Raw genomic sequence first — 12,173 nt, forward strand, 5'->3', positions numbered from 1 at the left:
TTGATGGACAAGAACTACGTTGATATCACCCGGAATATCTCCGCCAATCTGCGCAAGCTGCGGAGTGACATTCCCGACACCATGAAGGGATTTGCCGCGCTGGCCCAGGCCGCGACGCGTGACGGCGCGCTGGACAAGAAGACCAAGGAGCTGATGGCGCTGGCGCTCGGCGTCGCCGCGCATTGCGACGGCTGCATCGGCTTTCACACCGAGGCCCTCGTCAAGCTCGGTGCAACGCGCGAGGAGATCGAGGAGACGCTCGGCATGGCGGTCTATATGGGCGGTGGGCCGTCGCTGATGTACGCCGCCGATGCGATCGCAGCCTACGAGCAATTTCAGCAGCAATCGGTTGCCGCCTGACGCCTGTGACCGGATGCAATCATATGTGATGGGACCGGGCGAGTTGCCTCGTCCGGTCCCATCCGTCTTGGTTCTACTGATTACCAGCGGTCGCCGCCGACGCCGACGCCCACGCTGACGCCGGGAGCGCGAATGCCGACGCCGCCTCGCGGGCCGTCGTCCCAGTCGCGATAGGTGCGGCGCTCATAATAGCGCTCGCGCGGCATGGTGTTGTAGGAGTCGCGCACGATCACGCGCGCCCCGCCGCGGGTACGATAGCAATTGCCGGCGTCATCGCAGACGAGCCGGACTTCCTGGATGAGATCGGGGTTGGCGTATTCGCTGGTCGTGTAGATGTCGGCAGCCTTCGCGCCGCTCGCCGCAGCGAGGGCCGCGACGCCCGCCAGCAGTGCAATCGAAAATGTCCGCATCATATCCTCCTCCGAAACTGCCCACTGCGGTAACAAGAATGGGAGGCGGCGATCGTTCCGGCCCCAATGCAGGATTTTCCCGGAACTGGATTTGGCACGTCGGCAATGTTCCCGGGGGCGAAACCCATCAATCCGGCGAATCATCATGATTGCTTGGAGCCGTTTGCCGATTTCCTTTCTGGGGGAGGCTGAAGCGCTACTGGATGCCGACGGCCGCCATGATCGTCCAAGCCTGCCTTAACGGCGCACGTCCAAATGACATTCACCCTCAACTGCCGGTATCGCGATTGCTCTTCATGATGCAGCTTGAGCGAGCGGAAACGCCGATCTGGTCTCGGATGCCCTCAGGATATTCCACCTTACACAGAGCTGACGGCGCCGCTTGTTCCTAGATCGGCTCGTAGGTCTCGGTCCCGCAGATGTCGTCGGCTTCTGCGCGCCGGCGATCGACGACCTTTCCGCCGCTGATGGTCACGATGTAGGTCTGGGCACCGAGCGCGGAGCCCGTTGCGGAGGTGAGCTGCGCGCGGACGCAGGCCGTCCAGCCGGGTCCTCGCACCTCACGATGCGGCGGGGCGACGTGCACTTCGCGCGGATAGGACGTGTTGACGAAGACGACATCGATCTGCTCGCGCACCACGCGCTTGACGTCGGGGGGCGGCTCGGGCGGTGGCTGCTCGGTTTCCTTCATGCGCATGAACTCGGGCACCGGCGCGCGGCTGTCGGCAAAGCCGCAGGCACCGAGCGCGAGCGCGCCGGCCAGCAGCGCCGCATGAGCAATGATCCGCAACATCCGTGAAGGTCCCCCTGCGGGCCAACAGATAGGCACGAATGCGATCTGGCAAAATCCCGGCCGATCAAGATTTGCTGAAGGCCTGGAACCCCCGGCATTTGCTATTACGGGATTGCGGGCTAGTTTGTATCCCAGACGAGGGGGATTGCACCAATGAGGATTTTGGTCATAGCGGCGGCGGTGCTGGCGCTGACGGTTGCCTCGGCGCAGGCGCAGATGGGTGGCGGCAGACGCCAGCCGAACGAAGGCGCCCAGAAGACGGACAACAAGCCCAAGGTCGACGAGAAGGCCTACAAGGCCGCGCTTGAGCGCATTCCGGAGCCCAAGGAGAAGTACGATCCGTGGAGCGGAGCCCGTCCGCCTGAACCTGCCAAGAAGCCCAAATGAGCGCGATGGGCACTGGCGACACGCCTGTGCCGTTTGACCGCTCGCATCGCGCTGTTCTTGTCGTCGTCGCGGCCGGGCAACGCGTGAGAAGCGTCGGGGTGGCGATGGGGCGACAAGCGCCCGAACGATAGCGGGCACGCCTCGATACTGGCGACAGTCGGCGCGACGCCGTGATCCGGCCGACCAAGCAGGGTCTTGTCGTCGTGCTCGACCCGGACACCGGCGAGCCGATGTGGCCGGTCGAGAGCGAGATGGTTGCAGTCGATCTGACGGCCGGCAGGATTCTCCGGCGCTCGGCGCCGCCGATGATCTCGAACGTCCCAGTGCAAGAGTTTGCGGCATCGTCGGCGATCGCACGCGCGATGGCGGGCCTGCGCCTTGCGCCGCTGCCATCGTAGCAGGCACTCATAACCGCATTGTGGATGCGATACGAACAGTCGTTCACATCGTGCGCGCTATTGCACGAAAGCGAGACCGACGCGCCTGTCGCTGCGCCACACGGGGCGGCAAGTCCGCACGAAATTGTCGCGCGCGATCGAGAGTGTGAACGATTGCGGCAATGTGCCGGGGCCATCGAGGTCGATCGCCGCGCCGCCTGCGGACATGTTTCGCACGGTGCACGCGATGCCGTTGTTTTCAAAGGTGATCGTTCCACCCTTGAAAACACGGTAGCGTTGCGCTGCACGCTTCTCGGTCATCTGCGTTAATCCACAATGATGATTGTGAAGTAGTGCATAGAAATTACGTTGAACTAAACTCAATACTGGCGCTATTTGCACAGCGCTTCAGACTTCGTTTACGACGTTGAAGCGGTCAGTCACGTCCCGACGACTTTCCTCACAAGCCTTTCCTTTGTGGCCTTATGCGCCGATGGAGATTCCGATGAAGACCATGCTTTCGATCCTGTTCGCCGCAGCGCTCTCGCTGTCGTCGATGCCCGCCCACGCCGTCAAGTGGGACCTCTCGACCATGACCTGCAAGCAGTTCCTCGAGAGCGGCGAAGACAACATCGCGGTCGTGCTGACCTGGATGGACGGCTGGTACAAGGGCGACGAGGACAACGCGATCATCGACACCGAGGTGTTCATCGAGAACGCCAAGAAGTTCGGTGCCTATTGCGGAAAGAATCCGACCGTCAGCGTCGTCACCGCGGCGGACGAGATCCTCGGCAAGTAACTCTTGAAGCGGACTGAAGTGCGGACGCAATCGCGCTTCGGCCTCTCGCTTCGATGCGAACGTGATGGAGAGCCGCGATGCGCCTTGCGTTCACGCGGCTCTCTTCATTTTTCGTGGGGCTCATCCCGGCAACATCGCGAACGCGCTCGACACCATCGCCACCGGCTTGTTGTCGGCGGCCGAGAGCAGCGTGACGCGGCCAAAGCTCATGGTGCGCCCGAGCCGCACCACGCGGGCGTCTGCGAGCACGTCCGACGAGGTGGCGGCGCGCATGAAATGCGTTGTCTGGTCGACCGTCGTCATCGGACGGTAGCCGCGATTGGCGGCGAGGATTGCGATCACCATCGCGGTGTCGGCGAGGGCCATCAGCGCCTGGCCGCAGACCACGCCGCCGTTCCGGCACAGCCGCTCCGAAAACGCCATCCGGAGCAGCGCGCCCGGCTGCCAGTCCGTCACATCCGCGGGCTGCGCGTGCTCGATGCGCTCGACCGAGAGGTTGAGATCCTGGACCCAGGGTGCAAAGACCTCGCCGAGGATGCGTCTGGCCTCGGTGATGCCGAACTCGGCTTCTGGCTGCGATGGCATTGCTGTCGTGTCCTCCATTGTTGCCGGATGTTTCGGCCATTCTGCGCGGATCGGCGCGGCAAAGTCACCCGGTCTGATGCCGGTCCGGTCGGCTTGAAAATGCCCGACTTCGCCCGATATGATGCCTTGGTTGGGTAAGGGTGGGTTATGTTGCGTCGGTATGTCCTCGTCTTTTGTCTGATTGCGCTTGGTCTGGCGCTGAACGGGTGCACCAGGTGCGGCCCGATCTGGGACGACTGGCTGCACGCGCCGAAGTCGTGCCGATCGTAGCGGTTCCTGCGGCCCCTCAGCGGCCGCACTGGGATGACAAGGCACGGGCGATCCGCGCCTCCATGAATGGTCTAAGGAGTCAAAGATGAAGCTTTTCCGTATGGCGGCGGTGCTGCTGGCCGTGCTGGCGGGACCGGCCTACGCGCAAATGCCCAATCTCAATTTGCTGCAGGAGGGCCCGGGCAAGACCCCGGAGGAGAAGGCCGCGGAAGCCGAGCGTGACAAGGCCTACAAGGAAACGCTGAAGAAGATTCCGGACGCCAAGGCGTCCAACGACCCCTGGGGCGGCATGCGCTCCGATCCGCCGAAGCAGGCTGCGCCGAAGGCGTCCGCCGCAACCACCGGCGCGCCGAAGAAGACCAAGACCGGCACGGCCGCCAACTGAAGCTGGCGGCCGGAGGCGGCATGCGCTTTTCGGCCGGAACTCCTCATCGTCCGGCCCGTTCCCTACATTATTGGCAGGTGTTGCGTAGAGGAGGACAGGTCATGGCCGATCGTCCGCGAGATCTCGCCGAGCGGATGGCGCGCCGGCGCAGGATCGGCGGCAAGCCGGGCGAGCGCACCGGCGACGGCTATCTGCGCGAGACTTTCACGCTGCCGCGCGCGGCGGCGCGGGCGAGGGCGCAGGCTTTCTTCGCCCGCTACCCCAAGGCCGGCTATATGAGCGCGGTCGAGACCTGGCGCGAGCTGCCCGGCGGCGACATCGAATTCACCATGCGGCGGCTGCCCAGCGCCGATTGAGGTCCGCGTCTAGTCGAGCGTCTCGGCGACGATGCGGATGCGGAACACCGGCTCCTTGGCCTCGTCCAGGAGCTCCATGTGCCATTCGGAGTTTTCCTGGAGCTTGCGGGCGATGCCAGCGGCCATGTCGGCGCAGGCGCTGGTCATCTCCTTCCAGGCCAAATCGCGATCGGCAAATTCCGACGCCTGGTCCGCACAGCCGGAATAGCGGCCGTTTCGGATTCGAAAGAAATAGAGCGGCATGGCTGGCCCGATCGCGTGACGGCCCCGCCCCCAAGGCCGTGGCGCGCAGTGCAATCCCAAACCACAGGCAGATCAATTCCGGGCGGCTACGGGATGCGCCGGGGCGCCGCCGATCTGGTGCGTCCGGTTCAGGCCGTGTTGTTCAGGCTGTCTTGCGCCCGATGGCCTTCAGTTCCCGATCGATGCGCAGCTGCACCCGCCGGATCGCCAGCTGGTCGATCTTGGTCTCGGTCTTGCCGGTCTTGACCTGCTCGCCGATTCGGAACTGCCATTGCCAGATTCCAGGAATGGCCGTCTTGGCGACGGTGAACTCGATGCCCCTGTGATTCATGGTTACCTCCCCACGATTCACCTTCGATCACTCTAACATGGTGAGCGTGATTATATTCCCGGGACAAGCAAAATCAGCTGTTAAGCCTTGGACAGTTCACGGAAATTTCGAAAGCGCGCGCGCTCCGAAGCAAACGAAATCGCATTCCGAAAGATGCCAACCCGCCAAGCGGTGCAAGTCCATCGCCCGCTGCGCTGATGCAGCTGTGCGCGGCTCAGGAACTCTGTTCATGGTCGGAGAACCACGGGGCCATTCGATGGTCATCGGTTAACGATCGGTTGCTCCAGGACTCAGCGCCGGGAATCTTCGCGTCGATGGCCGCAGGCGACATGCCAGGTTGAACGCGGGAGTGGCGAGACATCCTGCGCTCCATCGCAGATGTGAGGAACCGCAACTGTGCGGGCGCGGCTATTCGAAGCGAGCATGTGCGCTTGAAGCATTTCCACTTTTGCGTGCCGGGCACCTATGCTGTGCTGACATCGAAGCACGGCACGAGCACGCCGTCAGCGAAGAGGACCGCGTGAACTGGCTGAGGCGTCTTGCGTTACGTTGGGGTGTACGGAAGTTCTCGCTGGTCTGTCCGCATTGCCGGCATCCGGCGTCGTCCCCGATATTCAGGCGCGGCCGCTTCATGCTCGGTGACGAGACGCTCGTCTGCGAAGAGTGCGGCGAGGCCAGCCTCGTCACCTTCTGGCGCTTCGAAGGATTGTCGTGCTGCTCCGATCGCACCGAGCCGATGCGGGGCGCGCCGCTGTCCAACGCGCGGCACTGACTGACGATCCCGATCGAACGGGAAGAGTCCAGGCCCGCCGCGATGCGGGCCCCGGCATGTGCCTTGCTTGGCCTCGTGACGGCAAGCAACATGGGCGCGTCATGCTCGGCATTCCCCGCCGCTACAGTCATTTCGTCTTCGGTGTCCTCCAGTCCGGACTGACCTCGCTGATCGCGGCGGGGATCGCCAGCCTGCCCGCTGACGGCGCGATGCTGTTCGCCCGGCACTGGATGGCGTCATGGCTGATCGCATGGGCCGCGATGCTGCCCGTGGTGCTGCTGGCGGCGCCCGCGATCCGCGCCTTCTCGCTGCGGCTGACACGGGAGGAGAGGGGCTCGTGAACCGGCCGGCATGAAAAAAACCCGCCCGGGGAGAGCCAGGCGGGTCAGAGGTTATTGGAGGCTGAGGTGCTGGGCTGCAACACCATAAGCCGGACGACCCTAGCGGGCTGAGCTTACGACAGCCTGACAAGTCCGCGAATCGAATCCTGGCCGGCGCCCACCAATGCCCGCAAACAGAAAACCCCGCTCGGGGGTGAGCGGGGTCGTCGGTTGGGTATGGAGGCCCGGTGTTGGTCCACCGGGCGGGACGACACTAGGCGATCAGGCTTACGGGTGCCTGACGGCCGCATCGAGGCCCGCGCGGGAGAGAGCCGCAGACTGGCCCCGCACCGGTCCCAATTTGGTCACCCGATCGCAACACTCGAGCCACAGCCGCAAGCGAGATTCCGCAAGGTCCGGTGCTGCCATGGGGAAACGTGGCACGCCGGCAACGGGGTGGCATCATGGATAACGTAGAGCGGTCGTTCGCCGCCGCGACGGCGATTGGCTTCGTCGTGCTGGTGATCGGCATCGGGCTGCTGGCGCTGATGTAGGTCCGGCCGGCATGCGCGGGTGGGGAGATGGCAGCGGGGCCAGGCCGGCATGCGCCGGCGGCTGGCACTGTCTTTCAAGAAATTGGAAAACAACCCCATGCACAGTAGCTGGGCCGGGGATTTTGCTGTTCGATCAATGATTTGGCGGTAGTATTTAGGTACCTGTAGCATGCGATCGTCCCTGAGGCGGGCGCTGCCTGTCACTTCGCCGGCGCGCCTGGTCGGCTCCAAAGCCGGTCGCTAATGAACCTTGATCACGTCCAGGGGCAAATGGAGCTCGGCGGCACGCTCCTGGCGGTCCTTCTTGCGGAACTCGTTTTCCTTCCGCTCGAACTTGACCATCTCCTCATGCGCCGCCTCCAGCAGGCGATTGCGCCTGGTTGCATCCTGGTGCGTGTTTTCCGTCATGACCGAGATCCCCACTGTTGCGGTCCAATCCAGAGAAGCCGCAGACCGCGAAAAGGTTCGATGCCGCAAGATTGCGGAAGCATGACGGCGCCCTGCTCATGCGTCTTTGATGCACGTCAGCTTCAGTCGAAGAAGGGCGCTGCGAGATCGGAATCAGAGGCGTTGATGCGCAAGTTCTGAGAGCCTCACCGAGAGGCCTCCAACCGAAGCGGTCTCATTGCCGCCTGCTGATATCGAAGACGAACCTGACCTGCATCACAGGGCCATGGGTGTCCCTGACTTCAATCGACATCCTGTGACTTTGCGCGCCTTTGAAGTTTTGCACGGAGTCCCACGAGAGGCCGGCGAGCGCGCGGGCGGCTTCTTCCTGCACCGCGAGCAGGTCTCGCAATTCGAGTCCTTCTTCGTCGGGAACAATCTCGTCCCCGTCGCGCAGGTCGAAGTAATAGATGGCCATCGCAGGCGCTCTCCAGAATGCAGGCGGGAGCGCGCATCTCTCTCAGTCACCGGCGCCTACGGCAGAGCCCCGGCCGGTGATGGGGGACAATGAGTTGGCTGCCAGTTGGTTGCAGCCTTCAATCCGGCGGTTGCAGTCCGGGCGATCTCAGCCACTCGCTGATGTGAGCGCCGATCTCGGCTTGCCGGGCTTTGCGGATTGTACGCTCACGCTCGATGCCTGGTGGAAGCGATCTGGCTTCCGCATGAAGTCGTTGCGCTTGTTCGGCAAGGCGCTCTTCAAGGGACGTGGTGTGCTTGACATGGCGTCGCTGCATGGCGCTGCTCCTTTCCGGAGGAGACGGGAGCGCTGGTGGCGTTCTCATCACCGATCAAAGCCAGGGGGCGCGCGGTGACGGCACAGTCTGACATGTCCGCTACCGGACACATGGTCAATCTTGACCACCTCGGGAAAAGTCAACGAAAGCAAATCAGCCTCCGCGATCTTCAAACCGGCCGCTGAGACCGGCCACTGCCACGGCCTTAATTCGAGGCGAGAGGCTTGGACGGTTCCTTGCCGCTCCTGCCAGCACCAAAATCCGGGTGCTGTCCAATTGGGACACCCGCAATACCGAATTGGGACACCCGAGGGATGCCCCTTTTGAGCAGTCACGACTTCCCGCTAACGGGCATAGGCTGAATTGGCCCACCGGACGGATCCAGCCCCAGTCCGGAGAGCAGGCGGCCCCACCGCGCATCCAGCGAGGCGGGGCCGCTGCATGTTGGGCACTCGCTTGCAAATCCTGACTAAGCCGATTGCCCCATCGCCCGGGGATGGCGCCCTGGTGCATGTTGATGCGCCTGGGCCGGCGGTAGCCTTGGCTGGCCCAGTACCTTGGCCCCAGCTCCCCGTTCCCCTTGAGTTGGGGCCTTTTGCTGTCCGCAAATAAAAACGCCGCCCGCTCAAATATGGCGCGGGCGGCGGCTTTCCAGCCCCAGGGGGGATGATGCAAAACCCCGGTAATCCTTCGTCTGCACACGCCATGCCAAGGTTCATTGTGCCGGAGAAGGACACCCGCGGAGGGGGAATCAGGACCCAATTCGGTTTAATGCCGATCGAACTCCAGAAGGACCCCAACGTCATTCAGCCTGGGACACTGGGGATCAGCGAAGGAGCCGCCGACAAACAGGGCTACTGGCCGCCAACTGAGGCGGCCTTTATTTATTTACTTCCAGGGATCTGAGCAAAACCGAACATGCAGGATCGCCGAAGCGGTTCATGCTGAGGTCATGACCGCAAAAGCGAAAAAGCTCACCCATGAAGAGTTCGCCTCTTTGCTCGCGGTCGGTCATGCGGCTGCAAATAGCGCTGCGCCTGCGATCCCTGCCAAACATCGCGCCCGATTGATCGCGCTAAGCTACATGGTCTTTCTTCAGGGCAGGCTGCGAATGACCACGCCGGGACGAATCCGGATCTATGCCGGGCAACTCGATACCTGAGGCGTGCTTTGCGCCTACGCTGGCTTTGGCGGTTGAAGCCCCGGCGATGTGAGCCACTCGCTCATGTGCGAGCCGATCTCGGCTTGGCGGGCTTTGCGCAGGAGGTCCTCTCGTTGAGGACCATGGGGGAGGGCTTTGGCCCGTTCGCGGAGACGTTTCGCTTCTTCGGAAAGTCGCTCCTCAAGAGGGACGGTTTGCGTGAAACGACGGCGCTGCCTCATGACACAACCTCGTCTTGGTCTTTACGGGTCCTAACCGCAGGGTTTGAGTTCTTGCGAGCTTAATATGCAGTCAGCCTGCCTTCTGTTCCAAAGTGAACGTTTCAGGGTGTTCTTCTGGTGGCCAGGGTGTTCTTCTGGCGGAACGCCCCGGCCCTTATACGCTACACCCATAACGAGTTAATCCTAAACGCGCATGAACAGGTTGTGTCCGATCAAGAACAAATTAGGACATTTCCGAATTCAGCTTAGGACACTGGGGGTTAAATACGGACAGTACCGAAGTCCGCAAAAGAACATATTGCGAACCAGGAACAAATAGGGTACATTGCTTTTATCGCCGGCCCGCCTCGCCAATCGTTTGTCCCCCTAGCGAATCCTCGCCATAAGGAGCACGACCCAATGTCCGCAACTGCCCTGCGTATCGTCGAAGGATCTTCCATGGACAAGAGTAAAGCTCTGGCCGCCGCGCTCTCCCAGATCGAGCGCCAGTTCGGCAAGGGCTCGGTGATGAAGCTCGGCAAGAACGATCGGTCGATGGATGTCGAGGCGGTGTCCTCCGGTTCCCTCGGGCTCGACATTGCGCTCGGCATCGGCGGCCTGCCGAAGGGGCGCGTCGTGGAAATCTACGGGCCGGAATCCTCGGGCAAGACCACGCTGGCGCTGCACACGGTGGCGGAAGCGCAGAAGAAGGGCGGCATCTGTGCCTTCATCGACGCCGAGCACGCGCTCGACCCGGTCTATGCGCGCAAGCTGGGCGTCAATATCGACGAGCTGCTGATTTCGCAGCCGGACACCGGCGAGCAGGCGCTGGAAATCTGCGACACGCTGGTGCGCTCGGGTGCGGTGGACGTTCTGGTGGTCGATTCGGTCGCGGCGCTGGTGCCGAAGGCCGAACTCGAGGGCGAGATGGGCGATGCGCTGCCGGGTCTCCAGGCCCGCCTGATGAGCCAGGCGCTGCGCAAGCTGACGGCCTCCATCAACAAGTCCCACACCATGGTGATCTTCATCAACCAGATCCGCATGAAGATCGGTGTGATGTATGGCTCACCGGAGACCACCACCGGCGGCAACGCGCTGAAGTTCTACGCCTCCGTCCGCCTCGACATCCGCCGCATCGGCGCGATCAAGGAGCGCGACGAAGTGGTCGGCAACACCACGCGCGTCAAGGTGGTGAAGAACAAGCTGGCGCCGCCCTTCAAGCAGGTCGAGTTCGACATCATGTACGGCGAGGGCGTTTCCAAGATGGGCGAGATCCTCGATCTCGGCGTCAAGGCCGGCATCGTCGAAAAGTCCGGCGCCTGGTTCTCCTATGACAGCCAGCGCCTCGGCCAGGGCCGCGAGAACTCGAAGGCGTTTTTGAAGGCCAACCCCGACATCACCGCCAAGATCGAGACCGCGATCCGCCAGAACTCGGGCCTGATCGCCGAGCAGATCCTGGCCGGCACCCCCGAGCGTGACGCCGACGGCGAGGAGCCGGCGGACGAGTAAGTCTTAACGCGGAGAGTTTTTCGCGAGGAGCGGGCACTGAGGACGTTGAGTTGCCGACGTCTTCGGGGCCCGTTTCGTTTTGTGTGGGGGCGGGCGCATCGACGATGAAGCGTATGATCCTGACCAGTTCGTCCGGCGTCGGTCTCACACCTACGCGGACCGCGCCGACATGGTTGTCCCGCTCATCTTTCGGTTCGTGTCAGGACCGCTGCCGACGTCGCACCACCTCGATAACTACCTCAAAGGGGGCTCTTTCAGAGGCGAGCCGGACGTGCGGTGGTCCGATCTTGTTGTCCAATCGCCCCAGACCGGTCGTGCGCACCGAGAACTCGGACTGGTCTGGTTCTGCGAGACCTGCGGTGTCGAGCTCATCGAGCTGTGGTTTGATCCCAGCCCGAACAATCAATTGCAGTTGGTCTGGATCCTCGACTATCTCCGCGCCGAACCCTACATGGTCGAGCGTCTGCGATTGCGGCTGGTCGATTTCGATTTGCTCGGAGCAGACGTCGCGGGGCTCCGCGAGCGTACCGTGCGGGCGCTCGATGTGACGGAGCGCGACTTCGAGGTTGCCCGCATGGCCTGGGAGGCCTACCGCGCGCCAACGCCTGAGCTCTGTCTCGGGCTCCTGAGCAGGGATTTCCCCAGGCTACCTTTCCTGAAGCCGGCGATGGAAGAATTGCTGGCAGAACTGCCGTCACCAATCACCGGACTGGGTGCGACGGAAGCGCGGCTTCTCGAATTGATTGCGAGGGGACACAACCGTACCAGGGAGCTGTTTCAGCCGGGCGGCCTGCTCGAAACACGTGTGTACGACCAGTGGGAGCTCGGCCCTTTGCTCGAAGGGCTTGCGTCCGGTCCGATGCCGGCGGTCGCCGGTCTCGATCCGAAGCTCGCGACGCTTGCCCCGCACGATGCGCGAGGTCGCAACGCCGCCTTTCGCCGGAGCCGGCTGTTGCTGACGGAGTTCGGCAAAGCGGTGCTTGCGGGCCGGGAAGACTTCCGCAGCCACAATCCGATCCGGCGCTGGTGGGGCGGCACGCTTCTGACCAACGAACGGCTCTGGCGCTGGGACGGGCAAAGTCGTTCGCTGGTGGCGCCTTAAGCTAGGTTGTAGGATGGGTAGAGGGCAGAGCCGTAAGGTGGGCAAAGGCGCGCGAGAGCCGTGCCCACCATATCTCA

Annotated in this window: 19 protein-coding genes; 11 read left to right on the plus strand and 8 right to left on the minus strand. The window is 63.0% G+C overall.

The features are described 5' to 3' along the window. The first annotated feature begins 3 nt into the window (after positions 1–3). The gene (locus ACFLEY_RS15170) at positions 4–360 is read left to right on the plus strand and encodes a carboxymuconolactone decarboxylase family protein (protein WP_011088514.1); all 357 of its coding nucleotides are present in this window, start codon (positions 4–6) and stop codon (positions 358–360) included. Positions 361–440: 80 nt separating this feature from the next. On the opposite strand, the gene ACFLEY_RS15175 is transcribed toward ACFLEY_RS15170, so the two are convergent. Further along, positions 441–773, minus strand: a complete 333-nt coding sequence (locus ACFLEY_RS15175; RefSeq protein ID WP_038967178.1) for a hypothetical protein — start codon at positions 771–773, stop codon at positions 441–443. A gap of 385 nt (positions 774–1,158) precedes the next feature. Continuing rightward, a complete protein-coding gene (locus ACFLEY_RS15180; RefSeq protein WP_038967179.1) occupies positions 1,159–1,563 on the minus strand; it encodes a hypothetical protein in 405 nt (134 codons plus the stop codon). A gap of 153 nt (positions 1,564–1,716) precedes the next feature. On the opposite strand from ACFLEY_RS15180, the gene ACFLEY_RS15185 reads away from it, so the two are divergent. Then, positions 1,717–1,950: a hypothetical protein gene (locus ACFLEY_RS15185; RefSeq protein ID WP_028173331.1), complete on the plus strand. Its 234-nt coding sequence runs from the start codon at positions 1,717–1,719 to the stop codon at positions 1,948–1,950. Between the two features lie 170 nt (positions 1,951–2,120). Beyond that, positions 2,121–2,348, plus strand: a complete 228-nt coding sequence (locus ACFLEY_RS15190) for a hypothetical protein (RefSeq protein WP_060908172.1) — start codon at positions 2,121–2,123, stop codon at positions 2,346–2,348. A gap of 57 nt (positions 2,349–2,405) precedes the next feature. On the opposite strand, the gene ACFLEY_RS15195 is transcribed toward ACFLEY_RS15190, so the two are convergent. Then, on the minus strand, positions 2,406–2,648 hold the full coding sequence (locus ACFLEY_RS15195; RefSeq protein ID WP_060908171.1) for a PilZ domain-containing protein: 243 nt from the start codon (positions 2,646–2,648) through the stop codon (positions 2,406–2,408). Positions 2,649–2,832: 184 nt separating this feature from the next. Here ACFLEY_RS15195 and ACFLEY_RS15200 point away from each other — a divergent pair, with 184 nt between their 5' ends. Continuing rightward, entirely contained in the window at positions 2,833–3,126 is a 294-nt protein-coding gene (locus tag ACFLEY_RS15200; RefSeq protein WP_028173333.1) for an HdeA family protein, read from the plus strand. 120 nt (positions 3,127–3,246) lie between these two features. Here the strand turns inward: ACFLEY_RS15200 and ACFLEY_RS15205 are convergent, their stop codons facing one another. Then, positions 3,247–3,711: a PaaI family thioesterase gene (locus tag ACFLEY_RS15205; protein WP_028173334.1), complete on the minus strand. Its 465-nt coding sequence runs from the start codon at positions 3,709–3,711 to the stop codon at positions 3,247–3,249. 355 nt (positions 3,712–4,066) lie between these two features. Between ACFLEY_RS15205 and ACFLEY_RS15210 the strand changes: the two genes are divergently transcribed. Continuing rightward, a complete protein-coding gene (locus tag ACFLEY_RS15210) occupies positions 4,067–4,366 on the plus strand; it encodes a hypothetical protein (RefSeq protein ID WP_028173335.1) in 300 nt (99 codons plus the stop codon). 101 nt (positions 4,367–4,467) lie between these two features. After that, complete coding sequence (locus ACFLEY_RS15215; RefSeq protein ID WP_038967182.1) at positions 4,468–4,722, plus strand: hypothetical protein; 255 nt, start codon at positions 4,468–4,470, stop codon at positions 4,720–4,722. 9 nt (positions 4,723–4,731) lie between these two features. Here ACFLEY_RS15215 and ACFLEY_RS15220 read toward each other — a convergent pair whose 3' ends face one another. Both ACFLEY_RS15220 and ACFLEY_RS15225 read right to left on the minus strand, forming a co-directional pair. After that, on the minus strand, positions 4,732–4,965 hold the full coding sequence (locus ACFLEY_RS15220; protein ID WP_011088507.1) for a DUF6894 family protein: 234 nt from the start codon (positions 4,963–4,965) through the stop codon (positions 4,732–4,734). A gap of 142 nt (positions 4,966–5,107) precedes the next feature. Further along, positions 5,108–5,296, minus strand: a complete 189-nt coding sequence (locus ACFLEY_RS15225; protein ID WP_060908170.1) for a hypothetical protein — start codon at positions 5,294–5,296, stop codon at positions 5,108–5,110. Positions 5,297–5,816: 520 nt separating this feature from the next. Here ACFLEY_RS15225 and ACFLEY_RS15230 point away from each other — a divergent pair. Further along, positions 5,817–6,068, plus strand: a complete 252-nt coding sequence (locus tag ACFLEY_RS15230) for a hypothetical protein (RefSeq protein ID WP_249162900.1) — start codon at positions 5,817–5,819, stop codon at positions 6,066–6,068. Between the two features lie 101 nt (positions 6,069–6,169). Continuing rightward, on the plus strand, positions 6,170–6,409 hold the full coding sequence (locus tag ACFLEY_RS15235) for a DUF2798 domain-containing protein (RefSeq protein WP_060908168.1): 240 nt from the start codon (positions 6,170–6,172) through the stop codon (positions 6,407–6,409). Positions 6,410–7,182: 773 nt separating this feature from the next. Here the strand turns inward: ACFLEY_RS15235 and ACFLEY_RS15240 are convergent. After that, entirely contained in the window at positions 7,183–7,350 is a 168-nt protein-coding gene (locus ACFLEY_RS15240; protein ID WP_171463785.1) for a hypothetical protein, read from the minus strand. 214 nt (positions 7,351–7,564) lie between these two features. Further along, complete coding sequence (locus tag ACFLEY_RS15245) at positions 7,565–7,807, minus strand: DUF6894 family protein (protein WP_060908167.1); 243 nt, start codon at positions 7,805–7,807, stop codon at positions 7,565–7,567. Between the two features lie 1,268 nt (positions 7,808–9,075). Between ACFLEY_RS15245 and ACFLEY_RS15250 the strand changes: the two genes are divergently transcribed. The 3 genes from ACFLEY_RS15250 to ACFLEY_RS15260 all read left to right on the plus strand — a co-directional run bounded on the left by ACFLEY_RS15250 (position 9,076) and on the right by ACFLEY_RS15260 (position 12,096). After that, positions 9,076–9,285 carry a hypothetical protein gene (locus ACFLEY_RS15250; protein ID WP_211434002.1) on the plus strand — a complete coding sequence of 70 codons (210 nt, stop codon included), beginning with the start codon at positions 9,076–9,078 and terminating at the stop codon, positions 9,283–9,285. Between the two features lie 620 nt (positions 9,286–9,905). Next, the gene (gene recA, locus ACFLEY_RS15255; protein ID WP_011088499.1) at positions 9,906–10,994 is read left to right on the plus strand and encodes a recombinase RecA; all 1,089 of its coding nucleotides are present in this window, start codon (positions 9,906–9,908) and stop codon (positions 10,992–10,994) included. Between the two features lie 169 nt (positions 10,995–11,163). Beyond that, positions 11,164–12,096, plus strand: coding sequence for a hypothetical protein (locus ACFLEY_RS15260; RefSeq protein ID WP_249163205.1), 933 nt, complete (start codon positions 11,164–11,166; stop codon positions 12,094–12,096). The last annotated feature ends 77 nt before the right edge of the window (positions 12,097–12,173 follow it).

Source organism: Bradyrhizobium sp. YCK136 (assembly GCF_044570075.1).
Lineage (GTDB): Bacteria > Pseudomonadota > Alphaproteobacteria > Rhizobiales > Xanthobacteraceae > Bradyrhizobium > Bradyrhizobium diazoefficiens.

Bases quoted from the DNA above. Each gene is read 5' to 3' on its own strand.
- ACFLEY_RS15170 (WP_011088514.1), top strand. From the start codon at position 4: ATGGACAAGAACTACGTTGATATCACCCGGAATATCTCCGCCAATCTG.
- ACFLEY_RS15175 (WP_038967178.1), bottom strand. From the start codon at position 773: ATGATGCGGACATTTTCGATTGCACTGCTGGCGGGCGTCGCGGCCCTC.
- ACFLEY_RS15180 (WP_038967179.1), bottom strand. From the start codon at position 1,563: ATGTTGCGGATCATTGCTCATGCGGCGCTGCTGGCCGGCGCGCTCGCG.
- ACFLEY_RS15185 (WP_028173331.1), top strand. From the start codon at position 1,717: ATGAGGATTTTGGTCATAGCGGCGGCGGTGCTGGCGCTGACGGTTGCC.
- ACFLEY_RS15195 (WP_060908171.1), bottom strand. From the start codon at position 2,648: ATGACCGAGAAGCGTGCAGCGCAACGCTACCGTGTTTTCAAGGGTGGA.
- ACFLEY_RS15200 (WP_028173333.1), top strand. From the start codon at position 2,833: ATGAAGACCATGCTTTCGATCCTGTTCGCCGCAGCGCTCTCGCTGTCG.
- ACFLEY_RS15205 (WP_028173334.1), bottom strand. From the start codon at position 3,711: ATGCCATCGCAGCCAGAAGCCGAGTTCGGCATCACCGAGGCCAGACGC.
- ACFLEY_RS15210 (WP_028173335.1), top strand. From the start codon at position 4,067: ATGAAGCTTTTCCGTATGGCGGCGGTGCTGCTGGCCGTGCTGGCGGGA.
- ACFLEY_RS15215 (WP_038967182.1), top strand. From the start codon at position 4,468: ATGGCCGATCGTCCGCGAGATCTCGCCGAGCGGATGGCGCGCCGGCGC.
- ACFLEY_RS15220 (WP_011088507.1), bottom strand. From the start codon at position 4,965: ATGCCGCTCTATTTCTTTCGAATCCGAAACGGCCGCTATTCCGGCTGT.
- ACFLEY_RS15225 (WP_060908170.1), bottom strand. From the start codon at position 5,296: ATGAATCACAGGGGCATCGAGTTCACCGTCGCCAAGACGGCCATTCCT.
- ACFLEY_RS15235 (WP_060908168.1), top strand. From the start codon at position 6,170: ATGCTCGGCATTCCCCGCCGCTACAGTCATTTCGTCTTCGGTGTCCTC.
- ACFLEY_RS15240 (WP_171463785.1), bottom strand. From the start codon at position 7,350: ATGACGGAAAACACGCACCAGGATGCAACCAGGCGCAATCGCCTGCTG.
- ACFLEY_RS15245 (WP_060908167.1), bottom strand. From the start codon at position 7,807: ATGGCCATCTATTACTTCGACCTGCGCGACGGGGACGAGATTGTTCCC.
- ACFLEY_RS15250 (WP_211434002.1), top strand. From the start codon at position 9,076: ATGACCGCAAAAGCGAAAAAGCTCACCCATGAAGAGTTCGCCTCTTTG.
- recA (WP_011088499.1), top strand. From the start codon at position 9,906: ATGTCCGCAACTGCCCTGCGTATCGTCGAAGGATCTTCCATGGACAAG.
- ACFLEY_RS15260 (WP_249163205.1), top strand. From the start codon at position 11,164: ATGGTTGTCCCGCTCATCTTTCGGTTCGTGTCAGGACCGCTGCCGACG.